20 protein-coding genes, 3 tRNA genes and 1 pseudogene are annotated in these 16,310 nt (G+C 70.6%); 15 read left to right on the forward strand and 9 right to left on the reverse strand.

Features of this window, described 5'->3' with window-relative positions; all coding sequences use genetic code 11:
- Nucleotides 1-6 precede the first annotated feature (6 nt).
- Nucleotides 7-89: transfer RNA gene (locus tag ACTWP8_RS16750), tRNA-Tyr, on the forward strand.
- A gap of 314 nt (nt 90-403) precedes the next feature.
- Here ACTWP8_RS16750 and ACTWP8_RS16755 read toward each other — a convergent pair.
- Nucleotides 404-754, reverse strand: a complete 351-nt coding sequence (locus ACTWP8_RS16755; RefSeq protein ID WP_443322960.1) for a hypothetical protein — start codon at nt 752-754, stop codon at nt 404-406.
- Nucleotides 755-977: 223 nt separating this feature from the next.
- Here ACTWP8_RS16755 and ACTWP8_RS16760 point away from each other — a divergent pair, with 223 nt between their 5' ends.
- The 4 genes from ACTWP8_RS16760 to ACTWP8_RS16775 all read left to right on the forward strand — a co-directional run bounded on the left by ACTWP8_RS16760 (nt 978) and on the right by ACTWP8_RS16775 (nt 4,128).
- Complete coding sequence (locus ACTWP8_RS16760) at nt 978-1,181, forward strand: hypothetical protein (RefSeq protein WP_443322961.1); 204 nt, start codon at nt 978-980, stop codon at nt 1,179-1,181.
- Between the two features lie 354 nt (nt 1,182-1,535).
- Nucleotides 1,536-1,730 (forward strand): hypothetical protein, encoded by a 195-nt coding sequence (locus tag ACTWP8_RS16765; protein ID WP_443322962.1) that lies wholly within the window; start codon nt 1,536-1,538, stop codon nt 1,728-1,730.
- 648 nt (nt 1,731-2,378) lie between these two features.
- The gene (locus ACTWP8_RS16770; RefSeq protein ID WP_443322963.1) at nt 2,379-3,023 is read left to right on the forward strand and encodes a CBS domain-containing protein; all 645 of its coding nucleotides are present in this window, start codon (nt 2,379-2,381) and stop codon (nt 3,021-3,023) included.
- 571 nt (nt 3,024-3,594) lie between these two features.
- Nucleotides 3,595-4,128, forward strand: coding sequence for a DUF4760 domain-containing protein (locus ACTWP8_RS16775; RefSeq protein ID WP_443322964.1), 534 nt, complete (start codon nt 3,595-3,597; stop codon nt 4,126-4,128).
- 20 nt (nt 4,129-4,148) lie between these two features.
- Here the strand turns inward: ACTWP8_RS16775 and ACTWP8_RS16780 are convergent, their stop codons facing one another.
- Together ACTWP8_RS16780 and ACTWP8_RS16785 are read right to left on the reverse strand one after the other, a co-directional pair.
- Nucleotides 4,149-4,409 (reverse strand): transposase, encoded by a 261-nt coding sequence (locus ACTWP8_RS16780; protein ID WP_443323093.1) that lies wholly within the window; start codon nt 4,407-4,409, stop codon nt 4,149-4,151.
- A 62-nt stretch (nt 4,410-4,471) separates the two neighbouring features.
- A pseudogene (locus ACTWP8_RS16785) lies at nt 4,472-5,098 on the reverse strand (TetR/AcrR family transcriptional regulator); the annotation flags it as partial.
- A gap of 121 nt (nt 5,099-5,219) precedes the next feature.
- Here ACTWP8_RS16785 and ACTWP8_RS16790 point away from each other — a divergent pair.
- Together ACTWP8_RS16790 and ACTWP8_RS16795 are read left to right on the forward strand one after the other, a co-directional pair.
- On the forward strand, nt 5,220-6,197 hold the full coding sequence (locus ACTWP8_RS16790) for an NAD(P)-dependent alcohol dehydrogenase (RefSeq protein WP_443322965.1): 978 nt from the start codon (nt 5,220-5,222) through the stop codon (nt 6,195-6,197).
- A 296-nt stretch (nt 6,198-6,493) separates the two neighbouring features.
- Nucleotides 6,494-6,868, forward strand: a complete 375-nt coding sequence (locus tag ACTWP8_RS16795) for an RNA-binding S4 domain-containing protein (protein WP_443322966.1) — start codon at nt 6,494-6,496, stop codon at nt 6,866-6,868.
- Between the two features lie 91 nt (nt 6,869-6,959).
- On the opposite strand, the gene ACTWP8_RS16800 is transcribed toward ACTWP8_RS16795, so the two are convergent.
- From ACTWP8_RS16800 to ACTWP8_RS16825, 6 genes are all read right to left on the reverse strand, one after another.
- Nucleotides 6,960-7,742, reverse strand: coding sequence for an alpha/beta fold hydrolase (locus tag ACTWP8_RS16800; protein WP_443322967.1), 783 nt, complete (start codon nt 7,740-7,742; stop codon nt 6,960-6,962).
- A gap of 77 nt (nt 7,743-7,819) precedes the next feature.
- Complete coding sequence (locus tag ACTWP8_RS16805) at nt 7,820-8,128, reverse strand: hypothetical protein (protein WP_443322968.1); 309 nt, start codon at nt 8,126-8,128, stop codon at nt 7,820-7,822.
- 109 nt (nt 8,129-8,237) lie between these two features.
- Complete coding sequence (locus ACTWP8_RS16810) at nt 8,238-8,546, reverse strand: hypothetical protein (RefSeq protein WP_443322969.1); 309 nt, start codon at nt 8,544-8,546, stop codon at nt 8,238-8,240.
- Nucleotides 8,543-8,770 carry a hypothetical protein gene (locus ACTWP8_RS16815; RefSeq protein ID WP_443319092.1) on the reverse strand — a complete coding sequence of 76 codons (228 nt, stop codon included), beginning with the start codon at nt 8,768-8,770 and terminating at the stop codon, nt 8,543-8,545. The genes ACTWP8_RS16810 and ACTWP8_RS16815 overlap by 4 nt, the downstream gene beginning before the upstream one ends.
- A gap of 150 nt (nt 8,771-8,920) precedes the next feature.
- Nucleotides 8,921-9,583: an NAD(P)H-binding protein gene (locus ACTWP8_RS16820; protein WP_443322970.1), complete on the reverse strand. Its 663-nt coding sequence runs from the start codon at nt 9,581-9,583 to the stop codon at nt 8,921-8,923.
- Nucleotides 9,584-9,741: 158 nt separating this feature from the next.
- Nucleotides 9,742-11,094, reverse strand: a complete 1,353-nt coding sequence (locus ACTWP8_RS16825; RefSeq protein WP_443322971.1) for a hydrolase — start codon at nt 11,092-11,094, stop codon at nt 9,742-9,744.
- Nucleotides 11,095-11,340: 246 nt separating this feature from the next.
- Here ACTWP8_RS16825 and ACTWP8_RS16830 point away from each other — a divergent pair.
- From ACTWP8_RS16830 to ACTWP8_RS16865, 8 genes are all read left to right on the forward strand, one after another.
- A tRNA-Thr gene (locus ACTWP8_RS16830) sits at nt 11,341-11,413 on the forward strand.
- Between the two features lie 47 nt (nt 11,414-11,460).
- Nucleotides 11,461-11,533 (forward strand) — tRNA-Met (locus ACTWP8_RS16835).
- 84 nt (nt 11,534-11,617) lie between these two features.
- Nucleotides 11,618-11,782: a 50S ribosomal protein L33 gene (rpmG, locus tag ACTWP8_RS16840; RefSeq protein ID WP_255952984.1), complete on the forward strand. Its 165-nt coding sequence runs from the start codon at nt 11,618-11,620 to the stop codon at nt 11,780-11,782.
- A 152-nt stretch (nt 11,783-11,934) separates the two neighbouring features.
- Nucleotides 11,935-12,387: an FAS1-like dehydratase domain-containing protein gene (locus ACTWP8_RS16845; protein WP_443322972.1), complete on the forward strand. Its 453-nt coding sequence runs from the start codon at nt 11,935-11,937 to the stop codon at nt 12,385-12,387.
- 4 nt (nt 12,388-12,391) lie between these two features.
- Nucleotides 12,392-12,820, forward strand: coding sequence for a MaoC family dehydratase (locus ACTWP8_RS16850; RefSeq protein ID WP_443322973.1), 429 nt, complete (start codon nt 12,392-12,394; stop codon nt 12,818-12,820).
- 126 nt (nt 12,821-12,946) lie between these two features.
- Nucleotides 12,947-13,504 carry a TetR/AcrR family transcriptional regulator gene (locus ACTWP8_RS16855; protein ID WP_443322974.1) on the forward strand — a complete coding sequence of 186 codons (558 nt, stop codon included), beginning with the start codon at nt 12,947-12,949 and terminating at the stop codon, nt 13,502-13,504.
- 77 nt (nt 13,505-13,581) lie between these two features.
- Nucleotides 13,582-15,063, forward strand: coding sequence for an MFS transporter (locus ACTWP8_RS16860; protein ID WP_443322975.1), 1,482 nt, complete (start codon nt 13,582-13,584; stop codon nt 15,061-15,063).
- A 110-nt stretch (nt 15,064-15,173) separates the two neighbouring features.
- Complete coding sequence (locus tag ACTWP8_RS16865) at nt 15,174-16,229, forward strand: UDP-N-acetylmuramate dehydrogenase (RefSeq protein ID WP_443322976.1); 1,056 nt, start codon at nt 15,174-15,176, stop codon at nt 16,227-16,229.
- Nucleotides 16,230-16,310: the final 81 nt, after the last annotated feature.

The raw sequence follows: 16,310 nt of genomic DNA on the forward strand, positions 1-16,310 counted from the left end.
ATCCCCGGCGGGTTGCCCGAGCGGCCAAAGGGAGCAGACTGTAAATCTGTCGGCTTACGCCTACGCAGGTTCGAACCCTGCACCCGCCACACTGCCGAAACGGCCCCTAGCCTGCGGAAACGCAGGCGGGGGCCGTTCGTGGTGCAGTGGTCGCGCAGAGTGCCGGACCCAACTCAGGACGGGGCAGCGCGGTGCTGGCCCAGCCGCGCCGAGATCTTCGCGTTCGCGGCCTCATCACCTCCCGTGAGGAACTTCGCGTAGACCCGGAAGAGCACCGCCCACGCTGTGCCCGGCCCGCTTGGCCACCTGCTGCGGCTCCACCCCGAGCTGAGCCACGTCGACACGGGCGCGTGTCGCAGGTCATACGGGCGCTTGGCGAGCTTCGTTTCCAGCTGCTCCCGCTTCAGACTCCTTGTCGCGAGCGGCATGGAAACGCTACGAAATCGTCAGCCGCCTCAACAGGTCCGACGTGGACAATGCGACCCTCGACGCGCTGCGGATCACGACGGATCGCCTTTGCCCGGAGTACCCGTACATGCCGAGCGAACAACTCCTTATCGAGGGTCGGCAGTGGCTGAAGCGAGTGGTTGAACTCCACTCGAAGAGCCTCACGCTCGCGCAGCATCGTGAAGTGCTCGCCCTCTCGGGCTGGTTGGCGCTCCTCGTCGGCTGCGTCGAGTACGACACTGGCGACCGGCATGCAGCCGAGTCCACCCGCCGCGCGGCCCTTTCCCTTGCCGATGAGGCTGACCATGCCGAGGTTCCGGGGTGGGGGCACGAGATGCGCGCGTGGTTCTCGCTCACGACCGGTGACTACCGCGGGGTCATCGCGGCAGCACAGGCAGGGACCGAGCTGGCGCCCATCATGGCGTGGCCGTGCAGCTCGTGCGGCGCAAGAAGCCAAGGCATGGGCCCGCCTCGGGGACCGCCGACAGGTCGAGGTTGCTCTCGACCGCGGCCGGCGCCTCCTCGAAGCGATGCCGCACCTCGACAACCTCGATAACCACTTCGTGGTGGACCCGGCGAAGTTCGACTTCTATGCCATGGACTGCTACCGGCTCGTCGGTGAGGAAAAGCTCGCTCGGACCCTCGCTGAAGAAGTGCTCCGGGCCGGCACGGACTTCGACGGTACCGAGCGCTCTCCCATGCGGAATGCGGAAGCGCGGGTCACGCTCGTGTGACGGCCGCCCGCGAGGGGGAGACCTCCATTCGCGACTCGCCTCTGGCCGTCCGCGAATGCCGCTGCCATGGTGCCGAGCACACCCGCCCCGGACTTCGTATGGACCGCCTATGTGAGGTACCCCTGGCAGGTTAGCCGCCGACAGCACCGGCCCATGGGGCGGACGGGGATACCCGCTCGGCGGCCGGGCCGCCCGTGGCCCGAGCGAACCCACTGTCGGCCATTCAGGGGTTGGCGGCGCGCGCCTTTCGACGATTACTGTCCGTTTTATTTACGATACCGTCGGCGATGCCCCCTGGTCGCCCCTGTGGAATCCGGCGACGAAGTCCTCAGCCTTCTTTCTGAAAGGATGCCCATGACCATCTCCACAGCCGACGCCCCAGCACTGAAGAACGCACTCCGGAGCGGTGTGAAGACCTGGCACGTGCTCACCTTCCCGAATTCGGACGACGCCGTCCAGTTCGTGAACGTGGACCCCCCGCAGGGCGCTGGGGAGGTCTGTTTCTCCAACAGGCCGGACGGGCAAGTGGACCTGATGTTCTTCCTGTGAGAACCAGGATCCGTAGCGCCGGGCCCGGGACCGTCCAATGACACTCCCACTGCGCCTCCGGCCTGGCCCATCGGCACAGTTCCCGCGCCCCCGGTCTCACAAGACCTGGGGCGCGGTTCCATGACCGGCTGTCCTGAGTCGAGGGATGGTCTCGACGAGTAGCTCTAGCAGCTGCGGAGGCCAGTGATAGGCGTCGTCGTACTCCATGACCTTGATCCACCCAGCTTATCCACGCTCCAACCAGCCGCTCGGCGGCCAGGGGCGGGACCGATCTACTTGCGGTGTTGCCCATGCTGGTTGTGATGAGCGGTATGCCCGCAGTCTTGGTTATACGGCACGTCGAAGAGGCCACCGGCAACGTCGCGCAGAGCTACCCCTACTTCGGAATCAGCCGCCAGGCGTACTCCACCTGTTACCGGCGCTAGCGCGGTCCGTCGGCGCCGGGAGTCCCGGTCCTCCCCGCCAGGCGGAACGTCACTGGTCGCCGGAGCGGCGCGGTGCTGTCATGGGTGGGGGAGACGGCGTGCACGAGCCGGGCAGGGCCGCGGCGGCCGCGGGACGCGCAGTCGGAGACCGGCGTGCCGCGCGTCGTCCGCCCGGGGCGGTCCGACCGCGGCCGCCCGTCGCACAACGGAGGAGGCCGATGCCATGCTGCACCGCCGCACGGTCGGTGACGTGATGACCGAGGAGGTCGTCACCCTCCGCCTCGACACACCGTTCCACGAGATCGCCGCCCTGCTGGACGCGAACGACATCGCTGCGGCCCCGGTCGTCGACGACGACGGCTCCCCCCTCGGCGTCGTGTCCGCGTCCGACGTGCTGCGGCACGAGACCGGGATGCCCGATCCGCAAGGGCGGGAGGGGAGCGACGAGCGCGCCTGGGGCAAGGCCCGGGCCCGGACGGCGGGCGCGCTCATGAGCAGCCCCGTCTTCACCGCCCGCGCCGACTGGACAATCCCCCGGGCCGCGCGGGAACTCCGCAGGCGGCACGTCAAGCAGCTGCCGGTGGTCGGCGACGACGGGCTCCTCACCGGCATCGTCAGCCGCAGCGACCTGCTCGAGACCTTCGTCCGCTCCGACGCCGAGATCCGCAGCGAGGTCGAGCAGGACGTCCTGGGGCGCATCCTCGGCCTGGACGAGGGCACCGTCGCGGTCGAGGTCCGGGACGGGGCCGTCACCCTGCGGGGTCACGTCCCGGAACCGCGTCTCGTCCCGGTGGTCGTGGGCCTGTGTCAGGGCGTTGACGGTGTCGTCGCCGTGGACGCCCACCTCGCCGCCGCCCGGGCGGGCTAGGCCCAAGGGTCGGCCGCCACACCGGGGCGCCCTGCACGGGCCCGGCGTGGGGCGTGGCCTGTGATGCCGTCGGCACGGCACGGCACGGCACGGCACGGCACGGCCCGGCAGGGCACGGCACCCGTGCACCCGGCGACCCGGCCGACCGGCACCGGACGCCCGGCCGTCGGGCCCTGCCCCCACGCCCCGGGCCCGCCGGGGTAGGGGCCATCGCCCCCCACGGCGGCCTCGGCGGCCAAACCCCCTACGAACGCCTCAAGCAGAGGGACCACGACCCAGACGTAATCGACCGGAATTACCTCCGGAGCCCACCAAGCCTGGAACCGCCCGTGGGTGCGGCTTTAAGGAGCTTTGAAGGCTGTCTCTTGATTCGGCTGCGATGGGACTTGCAGGTGGTCTCCGCTCAACCCCTGAAGCCGAGGTGTTCACGGGGCTGCGTCCTCTCCAGTGCTGTCGTCTCGTCCAGGCGGTGCGGGTCCTGGGCGGGCCGTGTCTTGTCCTCATTGACGCCCCGATAGCCGTCATCCGAAACAGCCCGGGACCGACGGCTGCTCTCGTAGGATGATCGCCCGTGACGTCGTATGAACGTTGGTCTCTCCTGGTCTCGTTGGGTTCGTTCGTCGTGAGCGTTGTCGCCTTCGGCGCCCTGGCATGGCAGCTACGAATGCTTGCCCAAGCCACCCGGTTTGATCACGACCGACGGCGCACTCAGGCCACCTTGGAATACCTCAGCGCCACCATGGACAGGCGGGGAGACCTCCGCGAGAGGGGAATACCCGATGACCGTGACACTGCCGGAGTGACGGCACTCGTCAACCGGGGCCTAGCGGGTGAGGTGGAGGCGATAAGGCTCATCACCGAGTATCTGGCGATCTTCAACTACCTTGCCGTTGCTGCACAGGCCGACGCCTTCGATCCAAAGATCATCGATCAGGCACGTGGCGGCACTGTAGCCGCAGTGCAGCGAAACTACCGGCCGTGGATTGACGAGCAGCGGGAGCGCTTCGGAGAGCCTCTCCTGTACAAGGACTTGGACTGGCTCGCAGCTCAGATGACCTCGCGCTCGGCACCCCCTCCGAACGGCACTCCAGCCCCCCAAGTTTGAACGATCTCGTAACGCCCTGTTCAGGCTTCAGAGAGGGCGAGGTTGTGCATGTGGGCGACGCCGCCCGCGGCCCAGAAGACCCCGTCGCCCTTCAGCCGGCAGTCCCGCAGGATCTTCCCCTTCTTCAGGCGGGCGAAGACGTGCTCGACCCGGGCCCGGGCCCGTCGGTGGGAGATGTTGTGCTGCTCCTTCCAGTCCGGCAGCCGGTCCTGTCGGTCCTGTCGGTCCTGTCGGTCCTGTCGTTCCTGTCGGTCCTGCCGGGCCTGACGGCGGTGTCGCAGGTCCTCTCGAGCCCATCGAGGATCAGATCGAGTCCGAATTCGAACTCGTTGCCGTAGTCGTAGTCGGGCCGGAGCACGTGCTCGGTCGTCAGCTCTGCCAGGTGGGGGTACTGGTCAGCGGGGAACTGCGCCAGCATGGCCTGAGCCAGCTCCGTGGTCTCATCGGGAGTGTCGAACGGCAGGCCGCGCTCCTGGAGGGCGAAACCGTAGATGTAGCTGTCGAGGACCGAGTACGCGTGCGCGGTCAACTCGACGGAGAAGCCGGCGTTCCGCAGGCATCCGATGACGGCGTCGTGGTGCCGCAGCGTCGCCGGACCGGGCGAGGTCCGCGACTCCATCAGACCGATCGCCCAGCGGTGGCGGGACAGGACTCGGCGAACTGAGATCGCCCGCTGACGCATCGCCGCCTTCCAGTCGTCCTCGCCGGACGGCAGATCGATCTCGCTGAACATCATGTCGATCATGCCGTCAAGGAGGTCGTCCTTGTTGGCCACGTGGGTGTACAGCGACATTGCCTCGACCCCGACCGCCTCGCCGAGCTTGCGCATGCTGAGCGCCTCGAGCCCGTGCTCGTCGGCGAAGGCGACAGCGGCGTGCAGCACCCGTTCCCGGCTGAGCGGGGTGCGGGGCGCTCGAGCGCGGGGGGTCCGCGGGGTCATCTGCGTACTCCTATCGTCGGCCCTTGACATCCTTACGCCGTAAGGATAAGCCTTACGTCGTAAGGTTTCAACGAATCCGGAGGCTTGCCATGCACCACAAGCAGCTCAACAACCCGACAGAGCCGACCGCCGTGACCACCGGCGGGAGATCATGAAGTCGATCGTCCAGGACCGGTACGGCCCTGCGCCCGAGGACGTCCTCAGGCTCGCGGAGATCGACAAGCCCACGATCCAGCGCGACGAAGTCCTGGTGCGAGTGCACGCGGCCAGCGTGGACCGGGGCACCTGGCACGTGATGGCCGGCCTGCCTTATCCCATCCGACTCGCGGGGTTCGGCCTCCGTCGGCCGAAGAGCCCCAACCCGGGCCGCAGCCTTGCGGGAACGGTCGAAGCCGTCGGCGCCGGCGTGACCGGCTTCAAGCCGGGTGACGAGGTGTTTGGCATCAGCAGCAGCTCGTTCGCCGAGTACGCGCGCGTCCGGACGGACAAGCTCGCACCGAAGCCGGCGAACCTCTCCTTCGGCCAGGCGGCTGCCGTTCCCATCTCCGGGCTCACCGCCCTCCAAGCCGTTCGCGACCATGGACGAGTCCAGGCTGGCCAGAAGGTGCTGATCGTCGGCGCGTCGGGAGGCGTGGGCACGTTCGCCGTGCAGATCGCCAAGGCATACGGAGGCGAGGTCACGGGCGTGTGCAGTACGGCGAAGGCTGACGCGGTCCGAGCTATCGGCGCCGACCACGTCATCGACTACACCCGAGAGGACTTCGCTGACGGGCAGCGCCGCTACGACGTCGTCCTCGACATCGGAGGCAACCGCCGGGTGTCACATCTCCGCCGCGCCCTCACACCCCGAGGACGGCTTGTCATCGTCGGAGGCGAGACCGATGGCCGATGGCTCGGCGGCATTGACCGTCACCTCCGGGCGCATCTGCTGTCCCCGTTCGTCGGCCAGAAGCTGGGTACCTTCGTGTCGTCGGAGAACGCCCAAGATCTGATGACGCTCCGCGATCTCATCGAGTCCGGCAAGATCGCACCCGCCGTCGACCGGACGTACCCGCTCAGCGAGGTCGCCGCGGCCATCCGCTACATGTTGGACGGGCAGACTCGCGGCAAGCTCGTGATCACGATCTAGCTTCGATCCACGAAGGGCTGCACCTCAACCGTTCTGCGGCTCATGATCTGGTGAAGCTGCCGACTGCGCGCCCCTCGCGCGGGGTGTTCCCGTAGCCATGACCGCCATTGGAGCGGACGCAAGGCCGCGAGTGTGAGGCTTTCACGAGAGTTCTGGCAGTAGGACGTGTGAGGTACGGGCCATGCTCCCCGAGGAGCCGGACACCTCGGACGGGCCGTTGAACGACGAAACGGCCCCTGGTCCGCGGAAACGCGGTCAGGGGCCGTTCGGCGTCCGCGAAGTCCTAGAGTCGTGGCATGGCTTCAGACGAGGGGACCGTACGAGTCGACAGTTGGATCTGGTCCGTGCGGCTCACGAAGACCCGTTCGCTGGCCGCCTCGGCCTGCCGCGCCGGGCACGTTCGCGTCAACGGCGAACGCGTCAAGGCCGCCCACGCGGTGCGGCCCGGGGACGAGGTGCGGCTGCGCCATGCCGGGCGCGAGCGGATCGTCGTCGTGTCGCGCGTCGTACGGAAGCGGGTCGGGGCCACCGTCGCCGCCGAGTGCTTCGTCGACAACAGCCCGCCGCCACCGCCCCGCGAGGAGATCGCGGAGGTCCCGCGGCGCGACCGCGGCGCCGGGCGGCCGACGAAGCGGGACCGGCGGGATATGGAGCGGCTGCGCGGCCGCTGAGCTCTCGCGGAACCGGGGGAACCGCGGAACCGGTGGAACCGGCGGAACCGGGGGACGGCTGTCCCGCCGGGCGACCGCGACCGCGTGCGCTTCAGAGGCCGTTGATCGCGAGGAACCGTTCGATCATCGCGTTGACCTGCTCAGGCACTTCGAGCTGGATGAAGTGCCCGGCCCCGACGGTCCGGCCGATGGCGATGCCGGGGGATTCGGCGCGCAGCTCGGGCTCGGCGTCCGCGGGGTCGACCGACAGGAGCGGAACCTCGGTCCGGGCCAGCGCGCTCGCGCCGTGGAACCGCTCCATCGCCCGCAGCTCCGCCGCGGCGATCTCCGCGGGCAGCGCGGCCATCTGCGCGATGATCTCGTCCCGGCGGACCGAGTCGGTGGGCAGGAAGAGCCCGGACGCGAAGGCGGTGCGCCACGAACCGTCCTCGTCGGCGGCTATGGCAGGGAACGACTGCGCCAAGGCCGCCTTCCCCTCCGGGTCGAGGACCGGCGCGGAGGCGAGCATCGCCGCCGCCCGCACCGCGCCGCTCCGGGCAGCGCACGCCAGCGAGACCAGCCCGCCCAGGCTGTGCCCGACCACGACCGGCCGGTCGAATCCGGCGGCCCGGGCGACCGCGAGCGCGTCGTCGGCGAACCCGGAGATGTCGTCGTAGACACCCGCGCCCGGCTCGGGCCGGTCGCTGTCGCCGTGTCCGCGCAGATCGAGAGCAGCGACAGCGTGATCCGCCGCGAAGTGCGTCAACTGCGGTGCGAAAGAGGTCCGGTCACAGCACCAGCCGTGAATGAACAGCATCGCCGGCTCCCCGCGTCCCGCCGAGTCGTAGGCCAGCCGGACACCACCGGCCGTATCGGCGTCGGCGAACTCGGTCATGGTGAGCCTCCAACCGCCCCCTCACTTCAGTCTGGCCCGCGAGCGGAGAGCACCGCGAGCGGGCGACCGAGGCGCGGCTACGGGTCAGGCGCGCCCGATGCCTCGGGCGCGGCGTCCTCCGGCGGATCGTGGACGTGCTTCAGCGCCATACGGCCCGTGACACGCGCCGGGCCCTCGAGGGAGTCCCAGAAGACATGGGTACTCACGAACACCGCGAGCTCCAGGTCCCGGTCCAGGAGCTCCCTGACCTTCCGCCGGTCCTCGTCGCTCCAGCCGTCCGTGTACCGCGGCAGTCGCCCGTAGAGCGCGGTGAGCTCGTGTCGCACCTTGTGCAGCTCCTGCTGTGCTTCCAGGAGGTCGTCGGGGAAGTCGTATGTGTCCGCCACGAGACTTAATAGTACGCACGTTCGAATGCGGGTGGGTGGGAGCGGCGCAGCGCGGAAGGGGGCGCGAAGATCCGGCCGTCGACTGCCGGTGCTCCGCCCTCACCGGCCCTCAGAGGTGGTGCTGGCCCGTCCTCGTGATGTGGGTGATCTCGCCCGTGCCGCCCAGCTTCGGGGGCTCGACCACGATGTAGTCGAGGCGTTCCAGGGAGCGGACGGCCTCGGTGACGGTGTCCTCGGACAGGCCGGTCGCCCGTACGAGATCGGTCGTGTGCGGCTGGCGGGGGGGCTTGGTGTCCAGGAACTCGTCGATCGCGCGGAGGACCGTGCGCTCGTCCTGGGTGATCGGGGCCTCTCGGGGCGTCCCGGGTCCCCTTGGCTCTGCCGGTCCTGCCGGTCCTGCCGGCTCTGTGGGCTTCATGGCTGGTCCTGTTCGTCGGGCCAGTCGGCGGGGCCGCCGCCCCGCCATTCGATGAGGTCCGGATCGTCCAGCCGCACGGCGTTCTCGTCCAGCCCGGCCACGCGCAGGAACTCCAACACATCGCTCGGCGAGCGCGCTTTGCCGACCGGCTCGCCGCGGATCGTCACGCGGCGGGCGCCCTCGGCCCACGGGTGTACGACCACGGGCGGCTGCTCTCCGTCCATGCTCCCTAGCGTGCTGCGGCCCCCGGCCGAACGCATCCCGGCCGGGGGCCGCGCCGGAGCGTGATACGGAAGGCCGGCCCCGTACGAAACCCGCCCCGCATGAAAATCCGCGTCGTACGAACCCCCGCGGCGCGTCCGCCCCCGCGCCCTTCAGCCCGTCGACGCCGCCTTCACCGCTTCCTCCACCGGCACCGTGCCGGAGATCAGCTCCAGCGTGCGCCCCGTCGTGCCCGGCTCGCGGAGGAGCGCGGCGAGGACCGCCGCCACGTCGTCGCGCGGCACCGCGCCCCGCCCCGTCTGCTCGGCGAGGTTCACCAGACCCGTACCCGGCTCGTCGGTGAGCCTGCCGGGCCGCAGGATCGTCCAGTCGAGCCCCTTCCGGGCCCGTACGTCGTCGTCGGCGGCGCCCTTGGCCCGCAGGTAGGCCGCGAACACCGGATCGGTGCCCGCGGGCGGCTCGCGGTCGACCCCCATGGCGGAGACGACGAGGTAGCGCCGCACGCGGGTGCGCTCCGCCGCGTCCGCGAAGAGCACCGCCGCGGCCCGGTCCACCGTGTCCTTGCGCGCGGCTCCGCTGCCCGGCCCCGCACCCGCCGCGAAGACCGCCGCGTCCGCGCCCTGCAGATGGGCCGCGACCTCCTCGACCGACGCCGACTCGAGGTCGCAGAGTACGGGCTCGGCGCCCGCCGCCCGCAGGTCATCCGCGTATGCGTGATTGCGGATCAGGCCCGCCGCCTCGTCGCCGCGCACGGCGAGCAGCCGCTCCAGCCGCAGCGCGATCTGACCATGTCCACCGGCGATGACAATGCGCATGGTTCCGACCGTACGCCGTGATACCCGGGCCGCACCTCCGGAACCCGGCTCCGCGTACGAGGTGTTGGCCGGTCGCCGCGGCCGCACCTCGGGTCAGGTCCGCTCCCGTTCCCTCGGGATGACGAGTCCTCCGGCCGGGGTGTGCGCGGTCCCCGCTCCTAGGACTCGCCCTGCGCCTGGCGCGGCAGGTCCAGGGCCGCGACCGCCGCCGAGTCGCAGTACTCGCGCACCGCGCTGGTTCGCGCCACCACCCGCCCCCGGTGCACCACGACGCGGCTGTACGCCAGCGACAGCACCCCCGCGAGCCCCTCCCCGCGCACGGCGAGCAACTCCGCGGGGAACCCGGCCTCCACCCGTACCTCCGGCAGCCCCATCGCCCCGCGCGCGTGCCCGCTCACCGCGCCGTACGCCACCTCAGGCCGCACTCCGCCCTGCGCCGTGAGCAGGTACGCCGCCTCCAGCGGGTCGCCACGCCCCGCCGGGTTCGCCCTGTCGCGCATCGCACCGCTGCCGGCCGCGACCCGTACGCCCGCCGCCTGCAGCAGCCGTACGGGAGGCGCGCAGGCCCCGGGAGCGGCGGCGCACGCTCCTGCGGAGCGGTCCTCCCGGGACCGTTCCGGCCCTTCCTCCTCCGCCCGCGGCTCCTCCGCCCCCGCCCGTTCCATGGCCCCGCAGCCTCCCTGCGGCAGGCAGACGACGGTGATCCCGGCCGCCGCGAGCTGGTCCGCCGCCCGCCCCGCCACATCCCGCGGCAGCCGCGCGAGCCCCGCGCACGGCCCGAGAGAGACGCCGGGCCGCAGACCGCCCGCCATCGCCGCGAGCCGCGCGAGCCGGACGGGATCGTCGCCCTCCGTGTGCAGGTCGACGGCGCAGCCGTGCTCCGCCGCGACCTCCAGGACCGTCTGCGCGAAGCCGGTCGGATCGGGGTCGAGGTCGGGGCAGCCGCCCACAACTCCCGCGCCCATCTTCACCGCGTCCCTGAGCATGGCGAGCCCGTCCGCCCCGGCGGCACCGGTGAGCACCCGCGGCACCGCGACCACCGACAGCTCCGTCAGCCCGCGCAGTGCGCGCCGCGCCTGCAGTACGGCCCCCAGTGAGCTCAGCCCCTGCGCCCCGCCGATCCGGATGTGCGTGCGCAGGGCGGTCGCCCCGTGCCCGAGTTGCAGCAGCGCCGCCTCGGTAGTGCGCCGTTGGACGTCCTCGGGGGCGTACGAGACGGGGCCCGCGGCGTCGGCGGTGAGCGCGGTGTCGCTGTGCGCGTGCGGCTCGGCGGGTGCCGGCAGCAGCAGATAGCCGCTGAGGTCCACCCTCGACCCGGCTCCCGGCCTGCCCGCGCCGCGGGCGAGGCTGCCCGCCGTGCCGACGGCCTCGATACGCCCGCCGCTGAGCCGTACGTCCACGGTGCGTCCGTCGGTGAGCCGCGCGCCGCACAGCACCAGCCCGCCGGGGTCGGGGGCCGCGCCCTCGCGCTTCGGGGGTTGCTGCGGGTGCTGCGGGTGGCTTCCTGGCATCGCGCTCCCTGACCGGGTCCCGTGGACCATGACCGGGTCCGGTGGACCATGACCGTGTCCGGTGGCCCCTGGCCGGGACCCTGCGCCGCCAAGATCACACAGCGCGGGACGAGCCTATGGCGAGGCCGGTACGGCATCGAGGAGGAGCCGAATAGTCGTACTGGTGTGGTGGCCTGGCCACCTGGGGAGGAGGTACCGATACGGATTTCACGTTCGGCGGCCGAGCGTGTAATGTCTTCACCGCTCGCCCCAATAGCTCAGTCGGCAGAGCGTCTCCATGGTAAGGAGAAGGTCTACGGTTCGATTCCGTATTGGGGCTCTGGTGATCAGTCCTCCCGCCGGTCGGCGGGGAGTCTGTTCATCCCAAGCGGCGTAGCTCAGTCGGTAGAGCAAGCGGCTCATAATCGCTGTGTCACCGGTTCAAGTCCGGTCGCCGCTACACCGCGTAGCCGATTGTGGGATCGGTCCTTCAATCGGCTACTCTTTCCTGCGTTCATCCATCCGTTCGTCAAGGAGCACTCACGTGGCTGCCACCGACGTCCGCCCGAAGATCACGCTGGCCTGCGTTGAGTGCAAGGAGCGGAACTACATCACCAAGAAGAACCGGCGCAACAACCCGGACCGTCTTGAGATGAAGAAGTACTGCCCGCGCTGCAACTCGCACACGGCGCACCGCGAGACGCGGTAATTCAGGCTGACACGCGAGGCCGCCCCCACCCCGGGGGCGGCCTCGCGTCGTTGATCGACCCAGCAGCGAACCGGAGATCGACCCGGCGTCGAGCCGACGTCGACCAGTCACCCCGATCATCGACTGAGCAACGACCCAGGAGGTAGCGAGCCATGCCGCTCGATCAGTCCTTCGTCGGACGGTCCTACCCGCCCACCCCGCCGTACGAGGTCGGCCGCGAGAAGATCCGTGAATTCGCCGAGGCGATCGGTGACCCGAATCCCGTCTACACCGACGCGGACGCGGCCAAGGAGTTCGGCCACCCGGATGTGATCGCTCCGCCGACCTTCGTCTTCGTGATCTCCTTCAAGGCGGCGGAACAGGTCATCCATGACCCGGCGCTGGGCCTCGACTACAGCCGTGTCGTCCACGGCGACCAGAAATTCGTCTACTCGCGGCCGGTCCGCGCGGGCGACCGGCTCCACGTCACCTCGACGATCGAGTCCATCAAGTCCCTTGCGGGGAACGACATCCTCGACGTCCGCGGCGACGTCCACGACGACAGCGGCGAGCACGTGGTGACGGCGCACACGAAGCTGGTGGCGCGCGCCGCCGAGGAGGACTGAGGCGATGGCGGCGAAGATTTCGTACGACGAGGTCGAGGTCGGCACCGAGCTGCCGGCCCAGACCTTCCCGGTGCTGCGCGACACCCTCGTCCGGTACGCGGGCGCGTCCGGCGACTTCAACCCGATCCACTGGAACGAGAAGTTCGCCAAGGAGGTGGGCCTCCCGGACGTCATCGCGCACGGCATGTTCACCATGGCCGAGGCGATCCGGGTGGTGACCGACTGGGTCGGCGACCCGGGGGCGGTCGCCGAGTACGGCGTGCGGTTCACCAAGCCCGTCGTGGTCCCGAACGACGACCGGGGCGCGACCATCGAGGTCAGCGCCAAGGTCGCGGCCAAGCTGGAGAACCGTACGGTACGGGTCGACCTCACGGCCGTCAGCGCGGGCCAGAAGGTGCTGGGCATGTCCCGCGCCCTCGTCCGCCTCGCCTGAGGGGCGCGCGTACCAGCCTCCGCGCCTCGCGAGATTCCGAGCGCCCGCGGCCCGGTGCACGCACTCTGCGCCGGGCCGCGGCGCCACCCTTGCTTTAGTAGTGATTGGCCACTAACTTACGCCCACATGGCCAAGGGAAGCATCCGGATGAGCGCCGAGGAGCGGCGCGAGAGCGTCGTCCGCGCGGCGATCACCGAGTTCGCCCGGGGCGGTTACCACGGCACATCGACCGAGGCCATCGCGCGCCGCGTGGGCGTCTCGCAGCCGTACCTCTTCCGGCTCTTCCCCAACAAGCAGGCCATCTTCCTCGCTGCGGCCGGCCGCTGCCTGGAGGACACCCGCCGGGCCTTCGCCGAGGCAAGGGCGGAGTCGCCGGACATGCCGCCCCTCGACGCGATGGCGGCGGCGTACAAGAAGCTCGTACGTGACCGTGACAAGCTGCTCATGCAGATGCAGATGTACGTCGCGGTCGCGTCGGCCGAGGCGGCCGGTGACCACGAGTTCGGCGCGGCGATCCGCGACGAGTGGTCCGAGCTGTGGGATCAGGCGCACTTGGCGCTCGGCGCGGAGGACGTCGAGACCACCAGGTTCATGGCCTGGGGAATGCTGATCAACGTCCTCGTGTCGCTCGGGTTTCCCACCGAGCACCGGGTGTGGTCCGGGTTCGGCGCGTTCCCCGACTGAAGCATGCTGTCCGGGCGTCGCGCTTTTCCGCGCCCGCAGAAGTTATTGAGTGATAACTAATATGAACAGGATGGGAGATGCAGCAGCGAACAACCCGCCGCACCGCGGTCTGGGCCCTCGTCATCACCAGCATGTCCGGCTTCATGGCCAGCCTGGACAACCTCGTCGTCACCACCGCCCTGCCCTCCATCAGGGAAGACCTCGGCGGCGGCCTCGAGGACCTCGAGTGGACGGTGAACGCCTACACCCTCACCTTCGCCGTACTCCTCCTCTTCGGCGCCGCCCTCGGCGACCGGTTCGGCCGCCGCCGCCTCTTCTGCGCGGGGCTCGCCGTCTTCACCGGCGCCTCCGCCGCGGCCGCCATGGCGCCCGGCATCGACGGTCTTGTCGCCGCCCGTGCAGCCCAGGGCATCGGCGCCGCGGTGGTCATGCCGCTCACCCTGACCCTGCTCACCGCCGCCGTGCCCGCCGAGCGGCGCGGCATGGCGTACGGCATCTGGGGCGCGGTCAACGGCCTCGCGGTCGCCGCGGGACCGCTCGTCGGCGGCGCGGTCACCGAACACCTCTCCTGGCAGTGGATCTTCTGGCTGAACGTTCCCGTCGGCATCGCGCTGCTCCCGCTGGCCCGCCTCCGCCTGACCGAGAGCCACGGCCCGGACAACCGCCTCGACCTGCCGGGCACGGCCCTCGCCAGCGCAGGCCTGTTCGGGATCGTCTACGCGCTGATCAGCGGCAACGCCGACGGCTGGACCGACTCCCGGATCCTGACGGGCCTCACGGCCGGTGCGGTCCTCATGGTGGCCTTCGTCGCGTACGAGCTGCGCACCCCGAGGCCCATGCTGCCGATGAGCCTCTTCCGCAGCCGTGCCTTCAGCGCGATCAACGCGGCGAGCCTGCTGATGTTCCTCGGCATGTTCGGGTCGATCTTCCTGCTCAGCCAGTTCCTTCAGGGAGTGGGCGGCTACAGCCCCATGGAGGCGGGTATCCGGATGCTGCCCTGGACGGCGATGTCGCTGGTCGTGACCCCGGTTGCGGGCGCGCTCTCCGACCGCATCGGCGGTCGGCCGATCATCGTGGCGGGCCTGGCCCTCGAGGCGCTCGGCCTCGCGCTCTTCGCCCTGGTCATCACGCCCGGCGTCTCGTACGTGGCGCAACTGCCCGCGCTCGTGGTCAGCGGTATCGGCATGGCGCTGTACTTCGCACCCACCGCCAATGTGGTGATGGCCAGCGTCAGGACCCGGGAGCAGGGCGTCGCCTCCGGCGCGAACAACGCGATGCGCGAGGTCGGGGGAGCGCTGGGGATCGCGATCCTGTCGGCGGTCTTCTCGGCGCAGGGTGGTTACGCGTCGCCCCGCGACTTCGTCGACGGCCTGAACCCGGCCCTGTGGACCGGCGCCGCGGCGGTGGCCGTCGCCGCGCTGGTGGCGCTGCTGGTTCCCGGGCGGCGCAGGGCTCCGCGGGCCACGGGACCTGACGATCAGCCCAGACTGCCGCTGAGCCGCCGGGGGTCCGGGCATGAGGCAGCCGCAGGGGCCGGGCGCCGGGACGTAAGGACGTAAGGGACAGTGGGCGTGCGGACGTAAGGAGCAGCGGGTGTGCGGTGGTAAGGGCCGGGTGTGCGGTGGTAAGGGGCGGGGAGCATGGGCGCCCGCCCCTTACGCTTGTGCGCGTGCAGGAACTCCACGATGCCCCTCTCGCCCCGCTGACCACCTTCCGGCTGGGCGGCCCCGCCACCCGCCTGGTCACCGCCACCACGGACGACGAGGTCGTCTCGGCCGTCCGCGAGGCCGACGCGGCCGGCACCCCGCTCCTGATCATCGCCGGCGGCAGCAACCTCGTCATCGGCGACAAGGGCTTCGACGGCACGGCCCTGCGCATCGCCACCACCGGCTTCGCCCTCTCAGGCACCCGCCTCGAGCTCGCGGCGGGCGAGAACTGGTCCGAGGCCGTCGCGCGCACCGTCGAGGCGGGCCTCGCCGGGATCGAGTGCCTCGCCGGAATCCCCGGCTCCGCGGGCGCGACGCCGATCCAGAACGTTGGCGCGTACGGCCAGGAGGTCTCCTCGGTCATCACCGAGGTCGTCGCCTACGACCGCCGCAGCGGCGAGACGGTCACGATCCCGAACGCGGAGTGCGCCTTCTCGTACCGCCACAGCCGCTTCAAGGCCGACCCCGGCCGGTACGTCGTCCTGCGCGTCCGCTTCCAACTCGAGGACGCCGACGGCCAGTCCGCCCCGGTGAAGTACGCCGAGCTCGCCCGCACTCTGGGCGCCGCGCCCGGCGACCGCGTGCCCGCCGCGGCCGCGCGGGAGGCGGTCCTCAAGCTCCGCGCGGGCAAGGGCATGGTGCTGGACCCCGAGGACCACGACACCTGGTCAGCGGGCTCCTTCTTCACCAACCCCATCCTCAGCGCCGCCGAGCACGAGGCGTTCCTGGCCCGCGTGGCCGAGCGCCTCGGCCCGGACGCGGCGCCCCCGGCCTACCCCGCGGGCGACGGCCTGACCAAGACCTCCGCCGCCTGGCTGATCGACAAGGCCGGCTTCACCAAGGGCTACGGCACGGGCCCGGCCCGCATCTCCACCAAGCACACCCTGGCCCTCACCAACCGCGGCAGCGCGACGACCGAGGATCTCCTCGCCCTCGCCCGCGAGGTGCGCGACGGCGTCCACGCGGCTTTCGGCGTCACCCTCGTCAACGAGCCGGTGACGGTCGGCGTCAGTCTCTAGGGATCGGCTCCTCCGGGCCGTTCGTACGCGTCCTTGCCGCGACCCCCGTACGCGACCAGTACCCGTCTCCGCATGCGGCCG

It is taken from the genome of Streptomyces sp. 7N604 (assembly GCF_052245475.1).
GTDB lineage: Bacteria > Actinomycetota > Actinomycetes > Streptomycetales > Streptomycetaceae > Streptomyces.

What these genes read in the sequence shown, in the direction of transcription:
- ACTWP8_RS16755 (WP_443322960.1), bottom strand. Translation starts at nt 754, where the DNA reads ATGGTCAGCCTCATCGGCAAGGGAAAGGGCCGCGCGGCGGGTGGACTC.
- ACTWP8_RS16760 (WP_443322961.1), top strand. Translation starts at nt 978, where the DNA reads ATGCCGCACCTCGACAACCTCGATAACCACTTCGTGGTGGACCCGGCG.
- ACTWP8_RS16765 (WP_443322962.1), top strand. Translation starts at nt 1,536, where the DNA reads ATGACCATCTCCACAGCCGACGCCCCAGCACTGAAGAACGCACTCCGG.
- ACTWP8_RS16770 (WP_443322963.1), top strand. Translation starts at nt 2,379, where the DNA reads ATGCTGCACCGCCGCACGGTCGGTGACGTGATGACCGAGGAGGTCGTC.
- ACTWP8_RS16790 (WP_443322965.1), top strand. Translation starts at nt 5,220, where the DNA reads ATGAAGTCGATCGTCCAGGACCGGTACGGCCCTGCGCCCGAGGACGTC.
- ACTWP8_RS16795 (WP_443322966.1), top strand. Translation starts at nt 6,494, where the DNA reads ATGGCTTCAGACGAGGGGACCGTACGAGTCGACAGTTGGATCTGGTCC.
- ACTWP8_RS16800 (WP_443322967.1), bottom strand. Translation starts at nt 7,742, where the DNA reads ATGACCGAGTTCGCCGACGCCGATACGGCCGGTGGTGTCCGGCTGGCC.
- ACTWP8_RS16810 (WP_443322969.1), bottom strand. Translation starts at nt 8,546, where the DNA reads ATGAAGCCCACAGAGCCGGCAGGACCGGCAGGACCGGCAGAGCCAAGG.
- ACTWP8_RS16815 (WP_443319092.1), bottom strand. Translation starts at nt 8,770, where the DNA reads ATGGACGGAGAGCAGCCGCCCGTGGTCGTACACCCGTGGGCCGAGGGC.
- ACTWP8_RS16820 (WP_443322970.1), bottom strand. Translation starts at nt 9,583, where the DNA reads ATGCGCATTGTCATCGCCGGTGGACATGGTCAGATCGCGCTGCGGCTG.
- ACTWP8_RS16825 (WP_443322971.1), bottom strand. Translation starts at nt 11,094, where the DNA reads ATGCCAGGAAGCCACCCGCAGCACCCGCAGCAACCCCCGAAGCGCGAG.
- ACTWP8_RS16845 (WP_443322972.1), top strand. Translation starts at nt 11,935, where the DNA reads ATGCCGCTCGATCAGTCCTTCGTCGGACGGTCCTACCCGCCCACCCCG.
- ACTWP8_RS16850 (WP_443322973.1), top strand. Translation starts at nt 12,392, where the DNA reads ATGGCGGCGAAGATTTCGTACGACGAGGTCGAGGTCGGCACCGAGCTG.
- ACTWP8_RS16855 (WP_443322974.1), top strand. Translation starts at nt 12,947, where the DNA reads ATGGCCAAGGGAAGCATCCGGATGAGCGCCGAGGAGCGGCGCGAGAGC.
- ACTWP8_RS16860 (WP_443322975.1), top strand. Translation starts at nt 13,582, where the DNA reads ATGCAGCAGCGAACAACCCGCCGCACCGCGGTCTGGGCCCTCGTCATC.